This window comes from Streptomyces sp. NBC_00878 (genome assembly GCF_026341515.1).
Taxonomy (GTDB): domain Bacteria; phylum Actinomycetota; class Actinomycetes; order Streptomycetales; family Streptomycetaceae; genus Streptomyces.
The window spans coordinates 1,772,942-1,798,767 of sequence record NZ_JAPEOK010000001.1; the positions used below are offsets into that span (position 1 = coordinate 1,772,942).

General features: G+C 71.9%; 19 protein-coding genes and 1 pseudogene. 6 read left to right on the forward strand and 14 right to left on the reverse strand.

Features of this window, described 5'->3' with window-relative positions; genetic code table 11:
* Positions 1-101: 101 nt before the first annotated feature.
* From dnaK to OHA11_RS07235, 3 genes are all read right to left on the reverse strand, one after another.
* Positions 102-2,015 (reverse strand): molecular chaperone DnaK, encoded by a 1,914-nt coding sequence (gene dnaK, locus OHA11_RS07225; protein ID WP_266493138.1) that lies wholly within the window; start codon positions 2,013-2,015, stop codon positions 102-104.
* A 240-nt stretch (positions 2,016-2,255) separates the two neighbouring features.
* A complete protein-coding gene (locus OHA11_RS07230; RefSeq protein ID WP_266493141.1) occupies positions 2,256-3,470 on the reverse strand; it encodes an esterase-like activity of phytase family protein in 1,215 nt (404 codons plus the stop codon).
* A 166-nt stretch (positions 3,471-3,636) separates the two neighbouring features.
* Complete coding sequence (locus OHA11_RS07235; protein ID WP_266493144.1) at positions 3,637-4,065, reverse strand: OsmC family protein; 429 nt, start codon at positions 4,063-4,065, stop codon at positions 3,637-3,639.
* 247 nt (positions 4,066-4,312) lie between these two features.
* Between OHA11_RS07235 and OHA11_RS07240 the strand changes: the two genes are divergently transcribed.
* Positions 4,313-6,967 (forward strand): VWA domain-containing protein, encoded by a 2,655-nt coding sequence (locus OHA11_RS07240; RefSeq protein ID WP_266493146.1) that lies wholly within the window; start codon positions 4,313-4,315, stop codon positions 6,965-6,967.
* Positions 6,968-6,992: 25 nt separating this feature from the next.
* Here OHA11_RS07240 and OHA11_RS07245 read toward each other — a convergent pair whose 3' ends face one another.
* The 4 genes from OHA11_RS07245 to OHA11_RS07260 form a co-directional block, all read right to left on the reverse strand.
* Positions 6,993-8,798: a hypothetical protein gene (locus tag OHA11_RS07245; protein ID WP_266493147.1), complete on the reverse strand. Its 1,806-nt coding sequence runs from the start codon at positions 8,796-8,798 to the stop codon at positions 6,993-6,995.
* A 220-nt stretch (positions 8,799-9,018) separates the two neighbouring features.
* Complete coding sequence (locus tag OHA11_RS07250; RefSeq protein WP_266493149.1) at positions 9,019-10,080, reverse strand: ATP-binding protein; 1,062 nt, start codon at positions 10,078-10,080, stop codon at positions 9,019-9,021.
* Between the two features lie 148 nt (positions 10,081-10,228).
* Positions 10,229-12,379, reverse strand: coding sequence for a phage holin family protein (locus OHA11_RS07255; protein ID WP_266493151.1), 2,151 nt, complete (start codon positions 12,377-12,379; stop codon positions 10,229-10,231).
* 167 nt (positions 12,380-12,546) lie between these two features.
* Entirely contained in the window at positions 12,547-12,972 is a 426-nt protein-coding gene (locus OHA11_RS07260) for a hypothetical protein (protein ID WP_266493153.1), read from the reverse strand.
* A gap of 85 nt (positions 12,973-13,057) precedes the next feature.
* Between OHA11_RS07260 and OHA11_RS07265 the strand changes: the two are divergent.
* A pseudogene (locus OHA11_RS07265) lies at positions 13,058-13,825 on the forward strand (MBL fold metallo-hydrolase); the annotation flags it as partial.
* Between the two features lie 77 nt (positions 13,826-13,902).
* Positions 13,903-14,520: a DedA family protein gene (locus OHA11_RS07270; RefSeq protein WP_266493155.1), complete on the forward strand. Its 618-nt coding sequence runs from the start codon at positions 13,903-13,905 to the stop codon at positions 14,518-14,520.
* Between the two features lie 183 nt (positions 14,521-14,703).
* On the opposite strand, the gene OHA11_RS07275 is transcribed toward OHA11_RS07270, so the two are convergent.
* The 4 genes from OHA11_RS07275 to OHA11_RS07290 form a co-directional block, all read right to left on the reverse strand.
* Positions 14,704-15,843 carry an MBL fold metallo-hydrolase gene (locus OHA11_RS07275; protein WP_266493157.1) on the reverse strand — a complete coding sequence of 380 codons (1,140 nt, stop codon included), beginning with the start codon at positions 15,841-15,843 and terminating at the stop codon, positions 14,704-14,706.
* The gene (locus tag OHA11_RS07280) at positions 15,840-17,081 is read right to left on the reverse strand and encodes an aminotransferase class I/II-fold pyridoxal phosphate-dependent enzyme (RefSeq protein ID WP_266493159.1); all 1,242 of its coding nucleotides are present in this window, start codon (positions 17,079-17,081) and stop codon (positions 15,840-15,842) included. The genes OHA11_RS07275 and OHA11_RS07280 overlap by 4 nt, the downstream gene beginning before the upstream one ends.
* A 127-nt stretch (positions 17,082-17,208) precedes the next feature.
* Positions 17,209-18,081: a hypothetical protein gene (locus tag OHA11_RS07285; protein WP_266493161.1), complete on the reverse strand. Its 873-nt coding sequence runs from the start codon at positions 18,079-18,081 to the stop codon at positions 17,209-17,211.
* A 170-nt stretch (positions 18,082-18,251) separates the two neighbouring features.
* Positions 18,252-18,968: an ANTAR domain-containing response regulator gene (locus tag OHA11_RS07290; protein ID WP_266493163.1), complete on the reverse strand. Its 717-nt coding sequence runs from the start codon at positions 18,966-18,968 to the stop codon at positions 18,252-18,254.
* A gap of 114 nt (positions 18,969-19,082) precedes the next feature.
* Between OHA11_RS07290 and OHA11_RS07295 the strand changes: the two genes are divergently transcribed.
* Complete coding sequence (locus tag OHA11_RS07295) at positions 19,083-20,216, forward strand: GAF domain-containing protein (protein ID WP_266493164.1); 1,134 nt, start codon at positions 19,083-19,085, stop codon at positions 20,214-20,216.
* 13 nt (positions 20,217-20,229) lie between these two features.
* Here OHA11_RS07295 and OHA11_RS07300 read toward each other — a convergent pair whose 3' ends face one another.
* On the reverse strand, positions 20,230-21,024 hold the full coding sequence (locus tag OHA11_RS07300) for an RNA polymerase sigma factor SigF (protein WP_266493166.1): 795 nt from the start codon (positions 21,022-21,024) through the stop codon (positions 20,230-20,232).
* A 309-nt stretch (positions 21,025-21,333) separates the two neighbouring features.
* On the opposite strand from OHA11_RS07300, the gene OHA11_RS07305 reads away from it, so the two are divergent.
* Positions 21,334-21,762 carry a CBS domain-containing protein gene (locus OHA11_RS07305; protein ID WP_266493168.1) on the forward strand — a complete coding sequence of 143 codons (429 nt, stop codon included), beginning with the start codon at positions 21,334-21,336 and terminating at the stop codon, positions 21,760-21,762.
* A gap of 78 nt (positions 21,763-21,840) precedes the next feature.
* Here the strand turns inward: OHA11_RS07305 and OHA11_RS07310 are convergent, their stop codons facing one another.
* Together OHA11_RS07310 and OHA11_RS07315 are read right to left on the reverse strand one after the other, a co-directional pair.
* Positions 21,841-22,077: a DUF6158 family protein gene (locus OHA11_RS07310; RefSeq protein WP_266493169.1), complete on the reverse strand. Its 237-nt coding sequence runs from the start codon at positions 22,075-22,077 to the stop codon at positions 21,841-21,843.
* Positions 22,078-22,219: 142 nt separating this feature from the next.
* Positions 22,220-23,839, reverse strand: coding sequence for an ABC-F family ATP-binding cassette domain-containing protein (locus OHA11_RS07315; protein ID WP_266493170.1), 1,620 nt, complete (start codon positions 23,837-23,839; stop codon positions 22,220-22,222).
* Positions 23,840-24,232: 393 nt separating this feature from the next.
* Between OHA11_RS07315 and OHA11_RS07320 the strand changes: the two genes are divergently transcribed.
* Positions 24,233-25,723: a bifunctional phosphatase PAP2/diacylglycerol kinase family protein gene (locus OHA11_RS07320; RefSeq protein WP_266493172.1), complete on the forward strand. Its 1,491-nt coding sequence runs from the start codon at positions 24,233-24,235 to the stop codon at positions 25,721-25,723.
* Positions 25,724-25,826: the final 103 nt, after the last annotated feature.

Here is a 25,826-nt window from a genome sequence, read left to right on the forward strand (position 1 = left end):
CTCGCGCCCCCAGAGGGTGGGGCTGGCTGTTGGTTGTCGGGGGACGGCCGTCGTCGGCTGGTCGCGCAGTTCCCCGCGCCTCTCCGGGGGCGGGTGCCTCCTCAGGTCGGGTTGCCCTTTGTGTCATTGCCGGGGGCGGTGGGTTTGCCCTCGGTGGGCTCTCGGTCCTCGTCGACGATTTCCGCGTCGACCACTCCGTCCTCGTCTCCCGCCGGTGGGGTCTGCTCGGTGCCCGGCTGGTCCTGTGGGGGCGACTGCTGGGCCTGTGCGTACATCGCCTGGCCCATCTTCTGGCTGACGGTGGCCAGTTTCTCGACGCCGGTCCGCAGGGTGTTCGTGTCGGTGGCGTCCCCTCGCTCCAGGAGCTCCTTCAGTTCGGCGATCGCGGACTCGACCTCGGGCTTCGTGCCGGCCGGAACGCGCTCATCGTTGTCGCGGAGGAACTTCTCGGTCTGGTACACGAGTTGCTCGGCCTGGTTGCGGGTCTCCGCGCTCTCGCGGCGCCCCCGGTCCTCGTCGGCGTACTGCTCGGCCTCGCGCATCATGCGGTCGATGTCGTCCTTGGGGAGCGCCGAGCCGCCCGTGACGGTCATCTTCTGCTCGCGGCCGGTGGCCAGGTCCTTCGCCGAGACGTGCATGATGCCGTTGGCGTCGATGTCGAAGGCGACCTCGATCTGCGGCACCCCGCGCGGCGAGGGCGGCAGCCCGGTGAGGTCGAAGACGCCCAGCTTCTTGTTGTAGGCGGCGATTTCCCGCTCGCCCTGGAACACCTGGATGCCGACCGACGGCTGATTGTCCGTGGCCGTCGTGAAAATCTCCGAACGCCTCGTGGGAATGGTCGTGTTGCGCTCGATGAGCTTCGTCATGATGCCGCCCTTGGTCTCGATGCCCAGGGACAGCGGGGTGACATCCAGGAGCAGGACGTCCTTCACGTCGCCGCGGATGACGCCCGCCTGGAGGGCCGCGCCGAGGGCCACGACCTCGTCCGGGTTGACGCCCTTGTGCGGGTCCTTGCCGGTGAGTTCCTTCACCAGCTCGGTCACCGCGGGCATCCGGGTGGAGCCGCCGACGAGGATGACGTGGTCGACCGCGGAGAGCTTCACGCCCGCGTCCTTGACCGCCTGGTGGAAGGGGTTCTTGCAGCGGTCGAGCAAGTCGGCGGTGAGCTCCTGGAACTGAGCGCGCGTCAGCTTCTCGTCGAGGTGCAGCGGGCCCTCGGCGGAGGCCGTGATGTAGGGCAGGTTGACGGTCGTCTCGGTGGCCGAGGACAACTCGATCTTGGCCTTCTCCGCGCCCTCGCGCAGCCGCTGGAGCGCCATCTTGTCCTGGCCGAGGTCGATGCCGTACGCGCCCTTGAAGCGTTTGACGAGGTGCTCGACGATCCGCTGGTCCCAGTCGTCGCCGCCCAGCTGGGTGTCACCGTTGGTGGCCTTGACCTCGATGACGCCGTCGCCGATCTCCAGGAGCGAGACGTCGAAGGTGCCGCCGCCCAGGTCGAAGACGAGGACGGTCTGCTCCTCGCCGCGGTCGAGCCCGTACGCGAGGGCCGCGGCCGTCGGTTCATTGATGATCCGCAGGACCTTGAGGCCCGCGATCTCGCCGGCCTCCTTGGTGGCCTGGCGCTGGGTGTCGTCGAAGTACGCGGGCACGGTGATCACGGCGTCCGTGACGTCCTCGCCGAGATACGCCTCGGCATCCCGCTTCAGTTTCTGGAGCACACGCGCGGACAGTTCCTGCGCGCGGTAGCGGGTGCCGTCGACCGTGCCGCTCTCGGGGAACCGCCAACCCGGGTTGCCCATATGGCGTTTGACGGAGCGCGCGGTGCGCTCGACGTTTGTCACGGCCTGCCGTTTGGCGACCTCGCCCACGAGGACCTCGTTGTTCTTGGCGAAGGCCACCACCGAGGGGGTGGTGCGCGCGCCCTCGGCGTTGGCGACGACCGTGGGCTCGCCCCCTTCCAGGACGGCCACCACCGAGTTGGTGGTACCGAGATCGATCCCGACCGCACGTGCCATGTCAGTCCCCTTCCGCCCTGGCCTTCCCACCTACCATCACAAAACTTGAGTGCCTTCCTGTCAATGGGGCGGGCGCCCCGGGACGGAACCGGACGATCCCGGACGCCGATCCCGGACGACAACCCCGGACGCCGATCCCGGACGACAACCCCGAACGCCGACCCACACGCCGATCCCGGACATGACGATGCCGCGGCCCGAAGCAGTTCGGGCCGCGGCATCGGCGGCGGGGCCGCGCCCCTAACGAAGGGCGCGCTTGTCCGCCTTCAGGCTCTGCGAGAGCCGGATGGTGATGAACTCGTTGTTGTCCGCCTTGCCCGGCGTACGGCCGGAGGAGAACGGGAAGTTGTTGTCGTTCAGGACGGCCAGCGTCCGGTTGTCGAGGAGAACCACGTCCTCGATCGTGGTGAACGGGAAGGTGAAGGTCTCGCCGAAGCCGCCGAGGCCCTTCGGGTTCGCGATGTTCATCAGGTCGGCCACGAGGGTCTTGTCCATGGCCCCGTCGCCGTCGCGGTCACGCGTGTCCGCGAGGTAGATCCGCTTGAACTTGGCGTCGGCACCCTGGCCGCCGTCGCGCTCGATGACCAGGAAGCGGGTCCTGTCGACGGCGATGGCGTCACCGATGGCGTTGGAGGGCGACTCCAGGCGGTAGGTGAAACGCTTCCCGGTGTAGTCGCGGCTCTTCAGGTCGAACTCGCTGAAGCGCAGGTCGCCGGGGGTGTCACCGTTGACCGTACCTTCGAGGAGCGGGTAGAGCCGACGGCCGTCGACCGACCGGACCATGCCCTCGAAGCCCTTGCTGCCACCGATGGTGGGCTGGGCGCCGTTCAGGTACGGGTTCTCCGGCGCCTGCACTCCGTCGAGCGAGATGGGGGCTTCGAGAAGCTTGCCCTTCGACGAGAAGTGCAGCAGGAAGGGGCCGAACTCGTCGCCCAGCCAGTACGAGCCGTCGTACGCCCGCACGATCGACTCGACGTCGAAGTCGGCGCCGGTCAGCACCCGGTCGGCCCGGGTGAGCGGGAACGGCACCTTGTGGTACGGGTCGCTGAGGTTGAAGCCGCCCAGGACCGTGACCTTGCCGGTCTTCGTGTCCGGCTGGACGCGGTGCACACGCAGCAGGAAGTCGGCGCTGTTGGCCTTGCCGCCGTAGCCGTTGTCGGACAGCACGTCGTAGCTGCCGTCGTGGCGGTTGATGGCGCCGCTGAAGCCCTGGACGGGCTGGTCGGCGAACGGGCCGGTGATGCCGTTGAACGGGCCCGCTCCGATGGCCGAGCCGGACGGCTCGCTGTTCGGGACGAACGTCTCGGCCGGAAGCGAGGCGAAACCGGTCAGCTTGGCCTGGCCGAAGGCCGTGGTGGCCTGACCGTAGTCCTTGGAGTCGCGGTCGGCCACGGCGGGCGACGCGAGTCCGACGGTCAGCGCGACAACGCTGACCGTGATCGAAAGTCTCTTCATGGCCCGCACATTAGGGAGCCCGGGTGACGGGCGGCCGAACACAAGACGTCGTGCTCACGGCCGGGTCCCGGTCCGGCCGCCGGGCAAGCTCCTGTGGGTGAAGCAGCTTGCCCAGCAACCTCTCCGAGTTGCGTCAGATGTCCCGATCAGGGACAGAAAGCGCAGGTCAGGCGAGCTTCGCCGTCAGCGTGATCGTCGTGCCGGTCAGGGCCTGGCTGACCGGGCAGTTCTTCTTGGCGTCCTCGGCGGCAGCGACGAAGGCCTCTTCGTCGATGCCCGGGACCGTACCCTCCACCGTGAGGTGGATGCCCGTGATGCCCTCGCCCGGCTGGAACGTGACATCGGCCGAGGTGGTGAGCTTGGTGGGCGGGGTACCGGCCCCGGCCAGGGCGTGCGAGAACGCCATGGAGAAGCAGCTGGAGTGAGCGGCCGCGATCAGCTCCTCGGGGCTGGTCTTGCCGTTCGCGTCCTGGGCACGCGACGCCCAAGTCACGGGCTGCTGCTCGATGCTGCCGGAGGAGTCGAAGGAGACGACTCCATTGCCCTCGAGCAGGTTGCCTTCCCAGACGGTGTGTGCGGAGCGCGTGGTAGCCACGATGAATCCTTTCGCATGGGGTCCCGTTGCCGGGGTTCCGTGAACCCCATCCGATCACACCCACGGCCCGGACACCCACCAGACGGGACTGCGGCATGCCGAAGGCCCGGTGAATCCCACCCGACACTCTGGAGTCGCGGCCGCATTCGACTTCTGCCAAGTCCTCTGGGAATCATGGGACTTGACAGGACCGTACGCGGCGGCCGCTGTCTGCTCACCTTCACCATCCGTGCCGCGGGGAGCGCACATGCCCAATGACGAGAACGTGCGGGGATCCGGTCAACTGACCATCCTCTACCTCGGATCGCCGTCCGTCGGAGACGACGCGACGGATGAGACGGTGGCCCGGCTGGAGGCCGAGGCACGACACCGGGCGGCCGCGTTTCGCCTGCGGCTCCTGACGAGGACCGCGCGCACGGAGAGTGAAGCGGACGCGTTGCTCGTGGAGCACCCGGACGCGGCGCTCATGGTCCACCCCGGTGAGGAGCCGCCGGTGCCTCGCCCGGAAGCCGACGCGGCTCTGTGGAATCTCCTGCGCACCGGGGCGGTGCTGCGCCGCTGCGACGCCGGGAGCGTGCCCGCCGACGGCGGGGAGCGGCCCCGCCCACCGTCGTCCGGCTCCCTTCCGGCCTTCCTGGTGGTCGACTTGATGGGTCGGGCCACATCCGGGCTGCGCCGTTCCCGCCGCGACCGGCGGCGTGAGGCGGACTGCCGCGCCTTCGCGGCGGCACGCGGTCTGGACGTCCTGGGCGTACTCACCGGCGACCACGCCACCTGGGACGCGGCCGGCCTGGCCACCACCGGGAACCCCCGTTGGTCCAGGCCCCCGTTCTACATCGTGGTTCACCCCGACATCACGGCCCCGGACCCGGACACCCCGGACGGCCTGTTGTGGCGGTGGCTCGGACAGGGCCGGACGATCCACTCGGGGCGCCCGGGGTTCTGGGGTCCCGGACGGGCTGCCACCGAGGCACCTGGAGGCGAGGGACTGGCTGCGCTGCGCCATCCGGAAGGGTTCCGGATCGGGGAAACCCTGGGGCTGAGCATGCCAGAGGCGGGCTCGGAATTGTCGAGCCCGCCACCGCCGGCCTCGACATTGCCGGGCGCGCCACCGCGGGCCTCCCTTGGCGGGGGCGCCGTGGGCCGGGGCATCGTGGGCTCTGCCGCGGCGGGCCGCGGCAGAAAAGCCACCGGTACGGACGCCCGCGAGCTGCGCAAAACCGGGAACCGGATCAGCAACGGCACCTTCCCCGGCAACGTGATCCAGGCAGGATCCATCGGCTCCCTGAGCTTCCACGCGACCCCGGGCGGCCCCCTCCGCCCTCCCCGCGACACCACCCAGCCCCTCCCCCACGACGGCCTCTTCATCCGGCGCAACAACGCCTTCGGCACCCGCTCCGCACTCGGTGTGAAGGACCTCATCGAGCAGGGCGTCATCGTCGGCCAGGAACAGATCAGGTTCGACGACTTCGTGGCGGCACGGACCGACCAGGTGCCCGGTCCCGGCGCCGGTGAGGCCATCGCCGTGAGCCACGGACTCGCCGCCGTACAGGGCGAGTTCAAGGCGAACGAAGCCACGACCCACTTCGTGGAGATCACCCTCAAGGCGGGCGACGCCCACCCGGTGGACTCCGCCACCGCCGAGCCGCTCCCCGTGAACTTCGTCTTCGTGGTGGACGTCAGCATCTCCATGGAGGGCGAGAAGCTCGACAGTGTCAGAGCCGCCCTGCGGGCCATCCACGGCGAACTGCGCCCCGCCGACTGCCTGGGCATCATCACCTTCAACCACGGTGTGCGCACCGTCCTGTCGGCCGTCGCCAAGAAAGACCTGTCCCCCAGCCAGTTCGCGGACGTCGTGGACGGACTCACCGCCGAGGGCGGGACCGACATCAATCGGGGTGTGCAGTTCGGAATCGACGAGATCGGCCGGAACTCCGTGGACGGCCGCACGGTCAACTGCCTCTATCTCTTCTCGGACGGCGACCCGACCTCCGGCGAACGGGACTGGATCACGATCCGTACGAACATCGCGGCCAAGCTGCGCGGCGACCTCACCCTGTCCTGTTTCGGTTTCGGCTCCGACGCCCGGATGCCGGAACTGGCGGCGCTCGCGGGACTGGCCGGTGGACATGCGGCCTTCGTGACCCACCCGGGGCAGGTCACCGCGGACCTGCTCGGTGACCTGAGCAGGCGCGACCACCTGGCCGCCATCGACATCCAGCTCAAACTCGACATCGACCCCGCGGTGGAGATCCGGCACCTGTACGGACACGACCTGGTCACCGACCCCCGCGCACGCGCCGCGGTACTCCGCGAGGCACGACAGGCCGGTGAACAGGCCCGCGAGGACTACGGAGCCGAGCCGCTGCCCGACATCGTCACCGAGGAGAAGGGCATCCGGATCTTCGCGCCCGACCTCGCCTTCGAGGAGACGTACTGGGTCGTCCTGGAGGTCCGGGTGCCACCGGGCCGTGAGCTGTCGGGGCTGGGCACGGCCACCGTGCAGTACGTCGACACCGTGGCCCGCGAGAGCCGACGGCACGAGATCGACCTGTCCGCGGCGCACACGCTCGCCGAGGAGACCGTCACCGTGCACGCGGTCGGCCTCTGGACCAGCGAGGTCACCTTCTACGCGCTGGACGACCTGTACGACCGTGACAGGGACGCGGCGACGAACCGGCTCACGCACCACATCAAGATCCTGAAGGCCGCCCACAGCAGCGTCCCCGCCAAGGAGTTCCGCGACGACCAGGTCACCTTGCGGAAGCTGATCACGCTCGCCGGAACCCTGGGCTCCGCGGTCTCCTTCAGCGACATTTCCCACGGCTCCGGCTTCGCCTCCGCGACGACGGCGATGAACGACTTCGGCAGGGTCCGGTCGGGTTTCTGGCCCCGCTACTGAAACGGGCCTGGCCACTGACACGGTGTCACCGCACGCGGAAGACCGGCCCCCGCGCGGTGAACGGCAGCGATGAGCCCTGCGGGATCAGGTAGGCGTGCTCGCGCCGGACCCGCAGGACATCGCACCAGCCGTCCGTGATGACCAGGACCGGGGCGCTCGGCGGGAAGTCCTCGGCGCGGTGCAGCAGGTCGATGCCGGGCTGGAGGATGGTGCCGCCGCGACCGTGGACGCGTACCCGGCCCGCGATCTCCGTGACGGGGAGGAAGCCCGCGTCGTGCGGGGCCGCGTCGCAGAAGACGACCCGGGCGGCCGGTACGTCCCGGGCCTCGGCGTACGAGGCGATCGCGCCCAGGGCCTTGCCCAGGAGGGTGCGGTCCATGGAGCCGGACGTGTCCAGGACGACACCGAAGGTGCAGCGGGCGATCTCCTCGGGCGGGAAGTAGCGTCCGGCGCGCGGGATGTCAGGCGTGGCCGCCTGGCGGCGGGCGGGGCGCGCGTACGTCCGTACCGGCTCGGGGCGGGGTACGAACTCGTCGAACCAGCGGGCGAGTTGGGCGTCCCAGGGCAGGGGCGGGTGGTTGAGCGCGCGGATCTCCTCCACCAGTCCGCCGGGCAGGAAGCCGCGGCTCTGCTGCTGGTGCAGGTCGAGGCCCTGGCCGAGGCCGCGGCGGTAGAACTCGTCGAGGTCCACGTAGTCGCGCGGCGAGCCGAGCGGGCCGCCGAGGATGTCGCCGACGCCCTTGCCGCGCAGGGTGGCGAGCCGTCGCATGCGGCGCAGGTCGGTGGCGATCCGGTCGTAGACCTCCTCGGCGGAGAGGTCCTTCAACTCCTGGTCGTACAGCAGCCCTTCGGGCATCGTGCCGACCTGCATCTCGACCAGCCAGGCGTTGATGACGTAGTCGCAGGCGACGTTGAAGAGGTACGGGTCGCGGGCGCCGCAGCGGTCGCCGTGGCGCAGCGCGGCGTGCAGCATCTCGTGGGCGAGGACGAACCGCCATTCCTCGTCGTCGAGTTGGCGCAGCGGGTTGACGTAGATCTCGGCCGCCCCCGCGTCGACCGCGGCGACGGAGATGTCGTGCGCGCGGGCGAGTTCGGCGTCCGCGACGATCGTGATGCCCGCCGCGATGCCGCCGAGGAGGGGGTAGGAGGAGACGAACCAGCTCAGCGCCCGCTCCCAGGGCTGAAGCGGGGTGCGACCGCCGCGCATCGAGTCCCGGCGGCCGCCCGCCATGTCCAGCGCGACGGACACCGTGCGGGTCAGCTCGTGCGCGAAGGCGAGCTGCCAGTCCGGCGGCCGGCCGCCGAGCCAGCTGTCCCACGGCACCAGCATCTGGTCCGGCTCGCCGCCCGCCGTGCCGCAGCGCTCGTACGCGGCCGGGATGCCGTCGCGGCGCCAGCGCGCGGCGAGCCGCTCCTCGTCGCCGTCGGGGTACGTCATCGGCAGGTCCGCGGGGGTCTGGCCGATCGGGAAGCCGAGCAGGAAGCGGTTGACGACGACGCAGCGGGCGGCGAGGTCGAACCGGTCGGGCTGGACACGCGCGCCGGTCGCCGCCGTGACGTGGCCGAAGCCGAGGTGCAGGGCGCCGTGCGCGACTGCCCAGGCCCACTCGACGGGGGCGGCCCAACTCTTGGGGTGGACGTGCAGCACGCCGTCGGAGTCGACGCGGACGAGTCCGTCGCGCGGCGACTGCTCGCAGTCCTCCTGGCGGCAGGTGCTGAACCCGATCGCGGCCAGCGCGCGGTTGGCCCGCACCATCCGCATCCCCTCGGCGAACGCCTCCGCGGCCAGGTCCTTCTTCTCGGGCTGCCCCTGATGACGCGTACGGCTCATCGCGCAATCCCCTCCCGGCCGGCGGACGCGGCGGACACCAACGTGAGGCGGCAGGGCGAGGGTCGCGCCGGGCCGGACCGACCGGCCGTCGCCGCCTCGCCGGGCCCGGCGACAGCCGCCTGCTCGCGCGAGGTGCTCCTGGCCTGGCGCGAAGTGCTCCCGGCCTGGCGCGAAGTGCTTCCGGCCTCGCGCGGGGTACTCGCCGTCCCGCGCGGAGTGCTCACCGTCGTGCCTCCACCAGGCGGGGCATGTCGCGGGCCGCCTCCACCAGGAACCACGCGGGCAGGACGGGGTTGCCGTCCTCGTCCGAGGCGATGACGCTCTGGGCGACCTCGACGGAGATCTCGGCGAGCTGCACCAGCAGGGACTTCGCGCGGTACGCGGTCTGGCGGCCGTTCGCCGAGGCGTGTTCCTTGACGGCGGGGAGTTCCTTGACGAGACGGCCCCGGAAGGACTCCGCGAGGTAGTAGAGGAGGTCGCGGTCCTCAAGGCCGCTCGGCCAGCGGGCCTCGCCCTTCAGGATGGCCTCGATGCCGAACCGGCTGCGGACGATCTTCACGTAGCCGCAGAAGGCGACCGCGTGCGCGGGCGTCAGCGTGCCGTGCGCGATCACCTTCAGCGTCGGCTCGTCGAGCGTCGGGCCGAAGGAGTGCAGCGCGTCGGAGAGCATGTGCCAGGAGCGGGGCGTCGAGAAGGGCTCCTCGGTCTTCGGCGGCTTGGACCACAGGTGGTCGGGACGGTCGACGAGGTGGTCGAGCACCCACGGGTGGATGCCGTTCGCGCCGGCCCACACCAGCCAGTCCTTCGGGGACGCCTCAAGGTGCACATGCGCGAGGCGGTTGACCAGCGCCGACGCGATCGGGCGCGCGAGCGCGTTGTCCGTCGAACGGTTGCCCGCGCCGATCACGATCGAGCCCGCCGGCAGTTCGTAGTTGCCGATGCGCCGCTCAAGGATCAGCGAGTAGAACGCCTTCTGGACGTCCGGCGTCGCCGCGTTCAGCTCGTCCAGGAACAGGCAGTACGGCTCGTCGCGGGCGATCGCCTCGGGCGGGCAGAAGACCGAGCGGCCGTCGCGGATCTGCGGTACGCCGATCAGGTCCTCCGGCGCCAGTTGCGTACCCAGCAGACTCACGCACTCAAGTCCCAGTGACTCGGCGAACTCCCTTACCAGGGAGGACTTTCCGATGCCTGGGGCGCCCCAGATGAAGACCGGCCGCACGGTCGCGAGACCGAGCAGCAGTTCCGGTATACGGGCGGGAGTGACGGTGACGGCTGCCTGCACGCAGTGGCTCCTGGGCTGTGATCGAGCGGGGCGCGCCGGTGCGCGATGTTCGATGTGTGTGATGTCCGACGTGTGTGATGTCCGACGTGTGTGATGTCCGATACGAACAGTGTGGGCGGTTCGCACACAGGACCGCAGCCCATTTTCCTCAGGCGGCCCGCCGCTGCGGGCCGGTCTCGATGGGGACCTGCGGGCCGTCGCACTCCCGCAGCCAGCGCCGCAGTACGCGGTGCACCTGCTCGGCACCGACCAGGACCTCCCCCTCCTCTCCGTCCTCTCCCTCCTCTCCGTCCTCTCCCTCCTCTCCGTCCTCCGCGTTCTCGACGGGCGCGGAGAGCGTGAGGGGCGACATCAGGAAGGGCCGCCCCTGCGCTCCGCCGAGGCCGCCGTGCGAGCCGATCTGCTCCTCGAACGCGAGGACCTCGCCCTCCTGGGGGTCGTACCAGGAGTTGACCATGATGTCCGCGGTGTGCGGGAACGCGTGCGTGCGGCGTACGGCGTCGGCGGCGCCCGGGCCGAAATCGGCGAGCGGGCCCGGGTTCTCGTCCAGTTCGGACAGGGGGATCTCGGTGCCGTGCGCGCCGAGCACGAGCCCGCCGTGCTCCTCGCTGCGCACGAGGACGAAGCCGATGCCGGGGTGGTTGGCGAGCGTGGTCAGCAGGGCCGGGTGCCGGGCGTCGATCTCCTCGCGGCTCATCCGGTGCGGTACGTCCGGGAAGGACACGAGGCCCAGGTTGCCGGAGGCCAGCACGAGCGGCTCCGAGTGGCGGCGGGACGGGCGGTACTCCTCGCGGCCCTCCTCGACGGGCCTGTGCAGCGCGGCCAGCACGGCGGCCTTGGCCTCGGCGCCGCTGTGGGTGCGCCGCGCCTTGCGGGGCACGGGCAGCCCGCAGCCGGCCCGGACCAGCTCGCCGAGGCCGAGTCCGTAGCGGGCGCGGAACGTCTCGCCGGGGCTCTGGCCGTGGTCGGACAGCAGGACTATGCGGTACGCGCGCGGGGCGTGCTCGGCGACCTGCGCGATCAGGGCCAGCGAGCGGTCCAGGCGGTTCAGGACCTTCTCGGTGTCGCGGCTGCGCGGGCCCGAGTGGTGCGCCACCTCGTCGTACGCCACCAGGTCCGCGTAGACCGAGGCGCGCCCGGCGAGCATGTCCCCGATCACCGCGGCGACGACGACGTCCCGCTCGATGACGGTCGCGAAGGCGCGGATGAACGGGTAGAGGCCGCCGCGACCGACGCGGGGGCGCCGCTTCTTGAGGCGGGCCCGGGTGGACTCGCCGACCTCGCGGCCGACCTCCGCGACGAAGGACATGGCGGTACGGACGGCGTTTGCGGGGTCGCAGAAGTACGCGAAGTAGCCGGCCCGGGAGCGGTTCTTCCGGCCCCTTCTGGCGGCCACGGAGAGCACCAGGGCGAGCTGGTCGGCGCCGCCGCTGAAGAGGTTGCCCCGGCTGGCGCCGTCCACGGTGAGCAGGCCGCCGTCGCCGGTGCGTGCGACGGCGCGGCGCTGGAGTTCGGCGGCGCTGGTGGGGCGGTTGCAGACCATGACCTCCCGGGTGTCCTTCTCGTACCAGCGGAAGGCGGGGATGTCGTGGTTGGAGCCGTGCAGGATGCCCAGCTGGCTGGCGCCGGTCTGGCTGGACCAGTCGGTGCGCCAGGGGGTGAGCCGGTGGGTGGTGCGGTGCGTGGTGCGGGTCCCGGGGCCCTCACCGAGCCAGACGGCGACGGTGGGCATCAGACCGCGTCGGACCGCCTCCAGGAGTACGTCGTGACCGACGCCGTCGAGCTGGAGGAAGACCGCGCCGGGGGTGGAGGGTCCCGCTCCCGGCAATGGGCCGGCCCGTCGGCGGCGGTCGGAGAGCCGGTACAGCCTGCGCCGGTACGCGTCGTCGTCGCGGACGGCGAGGGCACCGCCGGTGGCCGAGGCGACGGCCGACATCACCGCGGCGACCACCACGGCGGTCTCCGGGGCGGCCTCGCTCTCGCCCGACGGGATGATGCGCAGCGCGAGGAGCAGGAGCGAGCCGTTGAGGAAGAAGACGAGCAGGCCCAGGACGAGGGCGGGGACGAGAAGCATGGCCCTGACGAGGAGCGGCCACACCACGGCGGAGAGCACGCCGAACGCTCCGGCGCCGAGTGCGGCCGTGATGGCGATACGGGTGGCGCTGTCCCCGTCGGCGGACTGGATTCTGAAGTCCGGCAGGATCCCGGCGAGCACGAGCATGGTGACCGTGGACACGGCCCACACGGCGATACTCCGCCAGACCGCGCTCACCAGGCTCCGCCATCGTCCCTTGCCCACGTCCCGCCCGCCTCACGTCCACGCCCGCCCTCCCACTGACGGACCCGTGCCCCAACCCTGTCACAAGAGGGCAATCCACTTCGGCGGCGCACAAGGGCACGACGACGGCCCGGGACAGGGGGGTGGGGGCAGGGGTCGGGGTCGAGGTCGGGGGCCGGAGCCAGGTGTCAGCGGCCGTCGTAGCCCGCCGTCGGCATCGACAGGCGGCGGTGGACCTGGGCCTTCATCTGGGCGTCGTACGCGGGCTCCGCGTGGCCGACCGTCTCGACGCCTACGCCGCGCCGGGCGCACTCGGCGGTGAACTCGTCGACGGAGGCGAGCGCCCGCTCCAGGACCCGGCGGCTGGGCGCCACGAACAGGTCCACGAGGCCCGCCTCGACGTCCTCCCAGAGCGCGCAGTGGTCGGGCCGCAGCCCTCGTACGAGCAGCTCGCGGGTGACGACGTAGCCGCGCTCGGCCGCCCAGCGCGCGCACATGGCGTGCTGGCTGCGCGAGTCCACCAGGAAGGGGTCCGCCTCCAGCTCCTCCAACGGCGTCAGACTCGCGATCGTCGTCACGCGAAGCATGCCGGAGGCACGGCGTGTGTCTCCCATGGCGTCCCCCCTCACCTCCGGGTTTCGTCGCCGACCCTACTCCTGCCCGTAGGCTCGGGGGGAGTCGCGCGAGGGAGGCAAAGGAGTGCCGGTGGAGATCACTTGGTGGGGTCACGCCACTTGCACCGTCGAGGACTCGGGTGCACGCGTGCTCACGGACCCGCTCTTCGCGCGCCGGCTCGCGCATCTGCACAGGCGCCGGGGGGCGCCGCCCGCGCCCGAGGCGGCGGTGGCGGATGTGGCCCTGGTGTCCCATCTGCACGCCGACCATCTGCACGTCCCCTCGCTGGCGCGGCTCGCCCCGGGCACCCGGCTGCTGGTGCCGAAGGGGGCCGCGCGGGCCGTTCCCACGCTGCGCAGACTCGGCCATCTGCGGATCACCGAGGTGGTGCCCGGCGACCGGACGCGCGTCGGTGACCTGGAGGTACGGGCCGTTCCCGCACGGCACGACGGGCGGCGGCTGCCGGTCGGGCCGCACCGCGCGCCCGCCCTCGGCTATGTGATCGAGGGCGAGGCACGGACGTACTTCGCCGGGGACACGGGCCTCTTCGAGGCGATGGCCAAGGAGGTCGGACCGGTCGACGTGGCACTGCTGCCGGTCGGCGGCTGGGGACCGTACCTCGGCGAGGGGCACCTGGACGCCGGGCGGGCCGCCGAGGCGCTGGCCCGCTTGCAGCCGGGGAGCGCGGTGCCAGTGCACTACGGCACGTACTGGCCAATCGGGCTGGACGCCGTGCGCCCCCATGAATTCCATGCGCCCGGCGAGGAGTTCGTGCGCCTGGCCGCCGAGCGTGCGCCCGCGGTGGCGGTGCACCGGCTGGAACACGGACAGAGTGTGCGGCCCCAGGTCGCGGGGTACCCGTCATCCCCTGGGGACGCGCCGGCCGGCCGGGGCGACGACGAGCGGGAGGGCGAAGCCCGGTGAGACATGTGCTCGCCGCCGCGGTCACGACCGTGCCGCCCGAGTCCACCCAGCAGGCGATCGGCTATCCGTCGCTGTTCCTGCTGGTGCTGATCGGGGCGCTGGTGCCCGTCGTGCCGACGGGTGCCTTGGTGAGTTCGGCGGCGGTGGTGGCCTTTCACCAGACGGCGCCGTTCTCGATGGTGCTGGTCTTCGTGGTGGCGGCGTTCGCGGCGTTCCTGGGGGATGTCGCGCTGTACTGGCTCGGGCGCCGGGGCATGGACTCGAAGAACGGTTCGCGTTGGCTGGCCGCGATCCGGGACCGGGCGCCGGAGGACCGGCTGGCGCAGGCGCAGGAGAAGCTCGCGGGGCACGGGGTGACGGTGCTGGTGCTGTCCCGGCTGATGCCGGCGGGGCGGATTCCGGTGATGCTGGCTTGTCTGATGGCGAAGTGGCCGTTGCGGCGGTTTGCGCGGGGGGATGTTCCCGCGTGTCTGGCCTGGGCGGCGACGTATCAGCTGATCGGGGTGCTTGGGGGTTCGCTGTTCAAGGAGCCGTGGGAGGGCGTTGTGGCGGCGGTTGTGCTGACCCTGGTGATCAGTGTGGCGCCCAGTGTTTGGCGCCGGATGCGCAGCGCTCCGCGGTGAGCGGGGAAGGTGAGACTGCCGTCTGATGGCTGCGGGTGGTTTGTGGCTGGTCGCGCCCCGCGGCGGAGCCGCATGTCGATACAGCCCCGCGCCCCTTAAAAGCGGCGGTTGCCCGTGCCCTGAGTACAACCGTTCCGCGCGCCCCCAAAGACCGTTCCGCGCGCCCGCAAAGAGAAGGGCGCTTCAGTTGAGCACCTTTGAAGCGCCTACCGGCAGGTCCCACAGGTTTTCCCTCGCCAGGCCCGCCTTCTCCCATGCCGTTCGTACTCGCGTGAGGGGTTCCAGGACCGGCTCCGCCGAGAGGACGAACGTGCCCCAGTGCATGGGGGCCATGCGGCGGGCGCCCAGGTCCTGGGTGGCGCGGACCGCCTCCTCCGGGTCGCAGTGGACGTCGCTGAGCCACCAGCGTGGGTTGTACGCGCCGATGGGGAGGAGTGCGAGGTCGATGCCGGGGTAGCGGGCGCCGATGTGGGAGAACCAGTGGCCGTATCCCGTGTCGCCCGCGAAGTAGACGCGTCGGCCGTCGGCCGCGGTCAGCACCCAACCGCCCCACAGGGTGCGGCAGGTGTCGTGCAGGCTGCGCTTGGACCAGTGGTGGGCCGGTACGAAGTCCAGGCGGACTCCCGCCCGTCGCCCGCCACCACCCTCAACCGAGGCGCCTGCGGCGCCGCCCCTCGGATGCAGTTCGGCCGCCTCCCACCAGTCCAGCTCGGTGACGTGCGAGAAGCGGCGGCGCCGGAACCAGCGGCCGAGCCCGGCCGGGACGAACACCGGGGTGTCGCGCGGGAGTCGGCGCAGTGTCGGCGCGTCCAGGTGGTCGTAGTGGTTGTGGCTGATGACGACCGCGTCGATGCGCGGCAGAGCGCTCCAGGCCACGCCGACCGGTGTGACCCGGGCGGGAGTTCCGAGGATCTTGCGGGACCACACCGGGTCGGTGAGCACGGTGAGACCGCCGATCCGGACCACCCAACTGGCGTGCCCCGCCCAGGAGACGGCGACCGTGCGCGCGTCCACCCGGGGCAACGGGCCCGGCTCGTACGGCAGTCGGGGAATGTCGGCGAGCCCCTCGGGACCGGGCCGCAGCGCGCCCTCGCGGGCGAACCGGGCGAAGCCCCGCAGGCCCGGCAGCGGGGCGGTCAGCCGGTCCGCGAACGAGCGGGGCCAGACGCGCCGTTCACCGAGCGGGCGCGGTTCGGCGAGAGGGGTTCCGGCGCCGGGTACGAACGTGGGTGAGGACAGAGAGGAGGACAGAGGTGAGAACGGCGCCGGGTCTTCGGCGCCCGTGGACGTGGTGGTCGTGGTCGACTCGGACTGCTGCGTCATCGAGGGGACTCCCGTCGCCGAGCGTCATCGTCATCGCGGAGATCGGCGAAGGCCGACCCCAGCAGACTCAACGCACGTTCCACATGCGCCAATTCCAGAGGTTCCGGTGACGTGAGAGACGCCATTCGCTCCTCGTGGGTTGTGCCGAGGAACGGTCCGGTGGCCAGGCGTACGCGCAGCGCGCCCAGGTCGTCGCCGAAGCGGTGGCCGCCGGGCGTAGGCATGCCGAGGCGGTCGGTGAGGAAGTCCTCCAGTTCCTGGGCGTCGCCGACACCGCGCGCGGTGAGCGCGGAGCGCAGCGGGCCGAGGTCCACGTACAGATGGCGGCCCGCGCGCGGGGGCCGGGCGAGGGCGCCCGCGTCCACGACGATCCGGTGCGCGGCGGTGGCCACGCGCGCGTGCAGGCGTACCGACGCGGCGAGGCGGTGCGTGATGTCGTCGGGCTCGGCGAGCGCGTAGGCGGCTGCCGCGGCGGACGGAGCCGCGATCCGGGCGTCGAGCGCCGTCAGTACGTCGAGGACGCGGTCGCGCAGCCCGGTGCCGGTGTCGTTGGCGGGGAAGCGGGCGATCGCGGCGGGCCAGCCGGGCGGCAGGAAGGGTCCGGCGAGGTCGGTCAGGACCGTGACGTGCTCCGGCAGCATCTCGGCGGGGCTCAGCAGCACGGTGTCGTGCGGTTCGTGCAGGGTGTCGCGCCAGGTCTCGTCGCTGACCAGGTGCAGCCCCTCGCCCACGGCAGCCTCGATCGTCTCGTGAACCACCTCGGGCGGCGCGACGGTGGCGGTGGGGTCGTCGGCCACGGACAGGACGAGCAGCCTCGGGTCGCCGCCCTCGGCGCGCACGCGGCGCACGGTCTCCAGGAGGGCGTACGGGTCCGGGACGCCGCCGCACTCGGCGGGTGTCCCCACGTGGAAGACCGAGCTGCCCAGCAGGCGTGCCTGCGGCGCCCACCAGGCCGCGCAGGGGCGCGGCACCAGGACGTCGCCACCGAGCGCGGCGGTCAGCGCGAGGAGCAGTACAGGGGCGCCGGGCGCCGCGGCCGTCCGGTCACGGTCGGCGGGCAGTCCACGCCGGGCCCAGTAGGCGCGGGCCGCGTCCAGGAGCGCGGGTCCCCCGCCGGTGGGTTCGGTGTGCGCGCCCGTCGCGGCGACGGTGAGTCCGGGCGGCACCGGCAGGCCCTGGCCGGGGAGCGGTGGGCCGTAGCGGACAGGTCCGTGGCCCTCCGGATCGGTCCGCCGCATGCGTGCCTCCGCGCAGTGATCCGTGGACCGTCGTGGTGCCCACGGTGCCTGTCGTGCCCCTGTGCTCCGATTACCCAGGGCTCTGCGTACCCAGGGCTCTGCGTACTCGGTGGATCGCCTCGCCGGCTCAGCCGTTCGAGGACGACTCCCGGCGCCGCAGTCGGTGGACGGCTGCGCCGACCGCGCCCGCGATGAGGACACCGCCCGTGACCAGGGCGATGGTGGAGTCGGTGAAGGCGCCGCCCTCGCCCGCGCGCACCCCGCGCAGGACCTCACCAGTGTGGGAACCGTCTTCGGAACCCCCGCGGGACACCGTGAAGGAGGCGCTCCACTGCTTTCCCTGGCCGCCGGGCGCGGTCGGGCAGGTCCCGTCGACGCTCCACTCGGATTCACCGGCGACCACGGCGTGGTCCTTGCCGGCCGCGCTGTCGTTGCCGACGGCTTCGTCGTCCTTGCCGACCGCGCCGTCCGTACCGACCGTTTCGCCGTCCTTGCCGACCACGCCGTCCGTACCGACCGTTTCGCCGTCCTTGCCGACCACGCCGTCCGTACCGACCGTTTCGCCGTCCTTGCCGACCACGCCGTCCGTACCGACCGTTTCGCCGTCCTTGCCAACCGCGGTGTCGTCCTTGCCGACCGCGCCGTCGCTACCGACCACTGTGTCCGGCGTGTCCGGCGTGCCCTCCTCGAAGTTCGCGGCGGGTGCGATGCGGGCGGTGCCGCTGTAGGCCGTGCCGCCCGCGGCGTTCTCCTTGTCCGTGGCCTTGTGCAGTTGGACGGTGCCGTGCTCGAAGGCCTTCGAGGTGGCGTCGATGGTCGCGGGCGCCGCCCCGCCCGTCGGTTCGCAGGAAACGGAGACGGTGGCCGTGCCGCCGGGGGCCACCGTGCGGGGGCTGACCTCCGCCGTCGAGTTCGCGGCGGCGGCCGCCACGGTGGTGCCCAGGACGGCGGCGGTGAATGCGGTGGCGGACAGGACGCGGACGGTACGGCGCATGGGCATGGGCTCGGGCTCCTTCGGCCGGTGGCTGGGGACCCCCACGCCCGTGGACGGAGGCAGAGGCGGGGCACGACCGACATGCCCCGCAGCCCATCAGAGCCCGGCCGCCGCCCGGGCGCGCGCGGCCGGACACCATTCGTGCCACGCGGACGCCCGAGCGGGTGAAGCCACCGTCAGTTCGACAGGGAGACCAGTTCCTGTTCCAGTCCGCGGCCCCGTGACTCCACGAGCGCCGAGGCGACCTCGGACAGTTTGCGGTTGGTGTCCTGCGAGATGCGGCGCAGGACCGCGAAGGCCGCGTCCGCGTCGCAGGCCAGTACGTGCATGACGATGCCGCACGCCTGGTCGACGACGGGGCGGGTGCGCAGCGCGGTGCCGAGCTGGTCGAGTTCGGTGAGCGCGGCGCGGTAGGAGCGGTCACGCACGAGACAGGTCGCGGCGAGGTCGCCGAGGGCCCGGGCGGGTCCGTGCGGGGCGTCCCCCAAGCTGCCCGGACGGAAGCTGTACAGGCTGAGCGTGACCGTCAGGCCCGACCGGCGGAAGGGGATGGTGACGCTGGAGCGTACGCCCGAGTGGAGCGCCATGGCCCGGTACCGCGGCCAGCGCTCCTCGCGCAGCAGGTCGCCGGACTCGACGGGCTCACCTCGCTCCAGTGCGGCGGGGATCGGCCCGTCTCCGGAGCTGAGCTGCATCGAGACGAGTGCCGCGAGATCCGGGTGGGTCACCGCGGCGGGCCGCTCCGCGCCGCCGTCGGAGACCGTGGTGCCCGCGCCGCAGCAGTCGGTGGTGCAGCGGACGGCCTGCTCTGCGAGCTCGGACAGCCGCCGACCCGGAAGTGCGGACTCCGGGGATTCCGTCCCCCGAGGGCCAAGACGTTCGGTTTCCGGCATGCTTCACGCCTCCTCATTCTTCTCCGCCTTCCCGCTCACCTGCGGAGAAAACGAGTGGGAGGGGTTCCGCCCCCGGCCTCCCCGGGCACGCTGGTGAGGAGCTACGTTCGTCGCATGGCGCAGACGGAAGAATTCGGTGAGGAACTTGCGGATTTCGTGCGTCGTGTCGCGGAGTTGAAGACGGCGCGGTCCGTGCCGCCCGACGAACTGACCACCGTGCTGGACGCGGCGATCTTCGAACTCGACCATGTGGCCGGTCAGTTGTGGCCGTGGTACGAGCGACTGACGGCCACCGGCACCACGAACACGTCCTCCGCCGACCGCCAGGAGCAGCAGCTCCTGAAGTCGATCTTCCAGCGGCTGCCGCTGCCCGTCGCGCTGATCGACCGCGAGACGGTGGTCCGCAGGCTGAACTTCGCGGGCACCAACTTCACGGGGGTCAGGGCGGGTTACGCGACGGGCCGCCCGCTGTCCGGCTTCCTCGCGCACGCGGACCGGGCGGCGTTCCGCTCGCAGACCGCGGCGGTGGCGCGCGGTGACGGCGACCGCAGTCTCACGGTCCATCTTCAGCAGCGCCCGTCCGTTCCCGTGCACGCGACGCTTACCGCACTGCGGCCCAGTGGCGAGCCGCGGCCGGCCGTACTCGTGGTGCTCCAGCCCGCCGGGGCGCGGGTGCCGTCGGCCCAGGGCGGGCCCGGCCCCGTACCGGACCTGGGCGAGACGACCCGGCACGCGGCGCTGATGGACCTGCTGGACGGGATGACCACGGCACTGCTGAGCGAGCCCACCAAGACCCGGGCCGCCGTGCTGGAACGGGCGGCCCGGGTGCTGCACGGGCGGTTCGCCGACTGGGTGGTGGCCGACGAGGGGGCCGCGCGCCTGCGCCGTACGACCGCCCTCGGACCGGCGGACGACCAACAGGACATACGGCCCGGGGACCTTGAGGCGCAGGACCCTGCCGCGTGTCCTCTCGTCGTCGAGGCGGCACGCGGCGGTTCCACGGCTCTCCAGGTACGCCCGGAGGACCCGGAGGCCTTCGGCCGCGACGCCTCGGACGCTCCCGTCCTGGTCCGCGCGAACGTCACGTCCCTGCTCTGCGTCCCCCTCACCGCCGACGGCACGGTCCAGGGCGTCCTCACCCTCTTCCGTACGGGTCCCCGCGTGGCCTTCTCCATGGCAGAGGCCCAGGCCATGGACATGATGTCCCGTCACATAGCTTTGGCGCTGGCCGACTTGGGCCGGCGGTAGCCCGCCCACAGGGCTACGCGACGTCTTGCAGAACCTGGTCCCGCAAGCGATCGCAACACCGGCTGATGAGCCGGGAAACGTGCATCTGCGAGATCCCGAGCTGCTCGGCGATCCGGCTCTGCGTCATGTCGCCGAAGAACCGCATGTACAGGATGGCCCGTTCGCGCTCGGGCAGCGCCCGCAGCCGCGGTTTGACGGCCTCGCGGTCGATCACGACGTCGAGCGCCGGATCCGCCGAGCCGAGCGAATCGCTCAGGGAGTATCCGTCCTCGCTGCCCGGGAGTTCGGCGTCGAGCGAGAGCGCCGTGAAGCTCTCCAGAGCCTCCAGACCGGCGCGTACGTCGTCTTCGCTCATCTGCGCGTACTCGGCGATCTCGGCGACCGTGGGCTGTCGGCCCGGGATGGTCTGGGCCAGGTCCCGGCCGGCGAATCGGACGCGGTTGCGCAGGTCCTGGACCCGGCGCGGCACGTGCAGGGTCCACATGTGGTCACGGAAGTGACGCTTGATCTCTCCCGTGACGGTCGGTACGGCATAGCTCTCGAAGGCGTTGCCGCGCTCGGGGTCGTAGCGGTCGACGGCCTTGACCAGGCCGAGGGCCGCGACCTGGCGCAGGTCGTCGTAGCTCTCGCCACGGTTGCGGAAACGTCCGGCCAGCCGGTCCGCCATGGGCAGCCAGACCTCGATGATCCGGTCGCGGAGGGAGTCGCGCAGCTGGCCCTCAGGCAGCGAAGCGAGCCTGCGGAAGTCCTCCGCGGTGTCGGGGGCGTCGTCGTGGGGATGGTGCCTGGCGCTCACGTGAGTTCGCATGGTGCGTGCAACTCCCTTGAGTGGTGCCTTGGTTGGACGGTTCAACCGTGGGAGCGCACCCGAGCCGGACGGGCACACCCGTGGTGGGAAAGACACCGCTCCCACGGACGTGCCTCCTGTCCGAAGCACTGTGTCTTCGCCTGCCCCTCGACATGCCCGGCAAACACACGCGGTTTCCCCGGGGGCGGGCGGAGGCGCCCGAAGGGGCCGCGTGGGACGCATGGCGCGCCGTCTCAGGGGTACTGCGGCAGACGTCACGCCGCAGTACCCGTACCCCTTCGCCGGGGAACGCAGGAAAGGCCCACAGCCATGGCTGTTTTCGTGAGGGAAGTCATGACGCCAGGCGTCGTCGCGGTCCGCCCGGACGCCTCGCTCGTCGAAGCCGCCCAGCTCATGCGCGCCCAGGACATCGGCGATGTCCTGGTGGCGGGCGACCACGACCTCATCGGCGTCCTGACGGACCGCGACATCGCGCTGCGCGCGGTCGCGGACGGTGTCGACCCGCTGACGGTGAGCGCCCGGTCGGTGTGCACGCCCCACCCGGTGGTGGTCGGCCCCGACGACGCGGTGTCGGCGGCGGTCACACTGATGCGCGACCACGCCGTCCGCCGACTCCCGGTCGTCGAAAACGGCCAGGCCGTCGGCATGGTCAGCCTGGGCGACCTGGCCATCTCGGAGAACCCGGATTCGGCCCTCGCGGAAATCAGCCGCGCCACACCGGACGGCCACCAGGCGTGACAGGACTGACCAGGGGCGAAACCCTCAGGAGCCCTCGGGAGGGAGCCCTCAGGAGCCCTCAGGGACTCCGAGGAGTTCTCACCTGGTCACGTCCGGCTGTCTCTCCCGCGCTCCCGCCCGCGTCCTGCCCAGGTCGACCGGGCGGCGCGGGTTTCTGCGCAGGTATTCGCCCTCCAGTTCCGCCATCCGGACGTTGTGCGTGCGCAGCGCGTCGTTCGAACCGTGCAGCAGCGTGTCGTGGCGGGTGCGGTGGATCGTCTCCAGCTCTTTCATCAGCTGCTGATCGTCCAGGAGGTTCGGGTCGACTCCGGTCATGGCGCTACCCCGATCGTCGTGTCTCCCTCCACTCTACGAACATCCCGCGTCATGGCGCCCTGCAAGGGGCGCGGGGAACTGCGCGCTCAGCCCCAACGAACTCGCACCCGACAAAACACACCGCAGCCCACCCAGCGGAGAGCTACCGAACCCGCTCCACCCGCCGCTCGTCCCACACCGGCTCCGCCGACTCCCGCACACGACCGTCGCTGCCGAACACCAGATAGCGATCGAACGAACGTGCGAACCACCGGTCGTGCGTCACGGCGAGCACCGTGCCCTGGAAGGCCTCCAGGCCCTCCTGAAGGGCCTCGGCAGACTCCAGGTCGAGGTTGTCCGTGGGCTCGTCGAGGAGCAGGGCCGTGCAGCCCTCCAGCTCCAGGAGGAGGATCTGGAAGCGGGCCTGCTGGCCACCCGAGAGCCGGTCGAACCGCTGCTCGGCCTGGGCCGTCAGCTCGTACCGCCGCAGCCGCGACATCGCCGCCCCACGGTCCTGGGAGTGCTCGGTCCACAGGATGTCGAGCAGGGGACGCCCTTCCAGCTCGGGGTGGGCGTGGGTCTGCGCGAAGTGGCCGGGCACGACGCGCGCGCCGAGCTTCCACTCCCCCGTGTGCCCGACGTCGCCGCCGGCGAGGAGCCGCAGGAAGTGCGACTTGCCGGAGCCGTTCGAGCCGAGCACGGCGACGCGCTCGCCGTAGAAGACCTCCAGGTCGAAGGGTTTCATCAGGCCGGTGAGTTCGAGTCCCTTGCAGGTCACGGCCCGTACGCCGGTACGGCCGCCGTGCAGGCGCATCGTGATGTCCTGCTCGCGCGGCGGCTCCGGCGGCGGTCCCGCCTCCTCGAACTTGCGGAGCCTGGTCTGCGCGGCCTGGTAGCGGGAGGCCAGCTCATGGCTGATGGAGGCCGCCTGCCGCAGGTTGAGCACCAGTTTCTTCAGCTGGGCGTGCTTCTCGTCCCAGCGCCGCCGCAGTTCCTCGAAGCGCGCGAAGCGTTCGCGCCGCGCCTCGTGGTACGTGGCGAAGCCGGCGCCGTGCACCCAGGCGTCGGCTCCGGCGGGCCCTGGCTCCACGCTCACGATCTTCTCGGCGGAGCGGGCGAGCAACTCCCGGTCGTGGGAGACGAACAGGACCGTCTTACGGGTCTCCCGCAGCCGCTCCTCCAGCCAGCGCTTGCCGGGGACGTCGAGGTAGTTGTCCGGCTCGTCGAGCAGCAGCACCTCGTCGCTCCCGCGCAGCAGCGCCTCCAGTACGAGCCGCTTCTGCTCACCGCCGGAGAGCGTGCGCACCTCGCGGAACTGCGCCTTGTCGTACGGGACGCCGAGCGCGGCCGTGGTGCAGATGTCCCAGAGGGTCTCGGCCTCGTACCCCTGGACCTCCGCCCAGTCGGAGAGCGCCTGTGCGTAACTCATCTGGGCGGCCTCGTCGTCGACGGTCATGATGGCGTGCTCGGCGCGGTCGACGGCCTCGGCGGCCTCCCGGATCCGCGGCTGGGCGACCGACACGAGCAGGTCGCGTACGGTCGACTCGTCCCGTACGGATCCCACGAACTGGCGCATCACGCCGAGCCCGCCGCTCACCGTGACGGTGCCGCCGTGCGGCTTCAGTTCGCCGGAGATCAGCCGCAGCAGTGTCGTCTTCCCGGCTCCGTTGGGCCCGACCAGGGCGACCACGGCCCCTTCGCCCACCCGGAAGGACACATCGCCGAGCAGCGCCCTCCCGTCGGGGAGGTAGTACTCCAGGTGCGCGGCTTCCAGATGTCCCATGGTTGCGCATTGTCCGGGGCGAGCGGGCCACGCGGCAAACGGGTTACCCGGCGGGCGGCGCGCAGCGGGTGCCAGGCGGTCCGGACGGGAGCCCGCCCTCCGCGGACGGAGCGGCACCAGACGCATCGCACGAGCAGCCGGGCAAGGCCGCGTCGCACAAGCGGCCGACGGCCAGCGGCCGCCGCGGCCTACGAGCGGCCGACGTCCACTGGCAGCCCGCAGCGCACAAGCAGCCAGCGGCCGCCACGTCGTACGAGCGGTCTGCGGCAGCCGCGTCGTACGAGCCGTCTGCGGTAGCCGCAGCGCACAAGCGGCCGACGGCAGACGCCTCGCGCTAGCAGCCGGCGGCAGCCCGAATGCGCGATCCGGGCCCGCCCGGGTACACGATGGTGCATGACCGCAGACCTGGACCTCACCGTCACCGAACCCGGCCACGCCCTGCGCGACCGGCTGCTGGCGCTCGACTACCGCATCTTCGAGGCCGTGGCGGCCCGGCACTGGCCGGGCGCCGACCCGCTGTTGCCGAAGCTGAGCCGCAGTGCGAACCACGGCCTGCTGTGGTTCGGCGCGGCGGCGGCGTTCGCGGCCACGCGCTCGCCGCGGGCCCGTCGCGCGGCCGTCCGCGGTGTCGCCTCGCTGGCGCTGGCCTCGGCCACCATCAACACCCTCGGCAAACGTTCGGTGCGCCGCCAGCGCCCCCTGCTGGACTCGGTGCCACTGGTCCGGCAGCTGAAGCGGCAGCCGATCACCACGTCGTTCCCGTCGGGGCACTCCGCGTCGGCGGCGGCCTTCGCGACGGGCGTCGCGCTGGAGTCCCGCCCCCTGGGCGCGGTGGTGGCCCCGGTGGCCGCGGCGGTGGCGCTCTCCCGGATCTACACGGGGGCGCACTTCCCGAGCGACGTGCTCGTGGGGGCGGCGTTCGGCGCGGGCGCCGCCTTCGCCGTACGCGGCCTCGTGCCGACCCGCGACCAGCTGCCGCCGCCCGGCCGGCCGCGCGCGGACGCGCCGGCGCTGCCGGACGGGGAGGGCCTGGTCATGGTGGTCAACAAGGCCGCGGGCAGCTCGGACCGTGTCCGCGCCCTCGGTGACGCCCTGCCGCACGCCGAGCTCGTGGAGTGCGAACCGGCCGATCTGCGGGCCGAGTTGGAGAAGGCGGCGGCCCGCGCCGAGGTACTGGGCGTCTGCGGCGGCGACGGCACGGTGAACGCGGCCGCCACGGTGGCGCTGCGGCACCGCCTCCCGCTCGCCGTGCTGCCCGGCGGCACGCTCAACCACTTCGCGCAGGACCTGGGCGTGGAGGACGTACGCGACCTGAGCCGGGCCCTGCGGGCGGGCGATGCCGTACGCGTCGACGTGGGCAGTTTCTCCTCCGGCGACACCGAGGGCTGCTTCCTCAACACGTGCAGTCTGGGCGTCTATCCGGAGCTGGTGCGTGAGCGGGACCGCTGGTCGAAGCGGATCGGCGGCTGGCCCGCGGGCGTGGTCGCGACCCTGCGCGTGCTGCGCGCCGACCGGCACCCCCTGCGGGCCGAACTCAGCGGTGAGGAGCGCCCGTTGTGGCTCCTGTTCGCCGGCAACGGCATGTACCACCGGATGGGCCCGGTGCCCGCCCGCCGCTACGACCTCGCGGACGGCCGCCTGGACGTCCGGGTGGTGCACGGGGGCCGCTTCCCGGCCGTACGCCTCTTCGCCGCGGCCGTCGCCGGTCCGCTGACCCGCTCCCCGGTGCACGCCGCGGTCCAGGTCGGCGCACTCCGCGTGGACGGCGTCGAGCCCGGCACCCCGCTGGCGTACGACGGTGAAGTCACCACGGTGGACGGCGAGGTGACACTGCGAAAGCTGCCCGAGGCCCTGACGGTGTACCGGCCGCTGCGGCACCACTGATCGCCCACCCCTGATCACCCACCGCCATTCACTCGTCAGTCCACATGGCAAGACGCGGGTCTCATCATTCGGCATGGCGGCGTACGGTGACAGGTATCGCTCG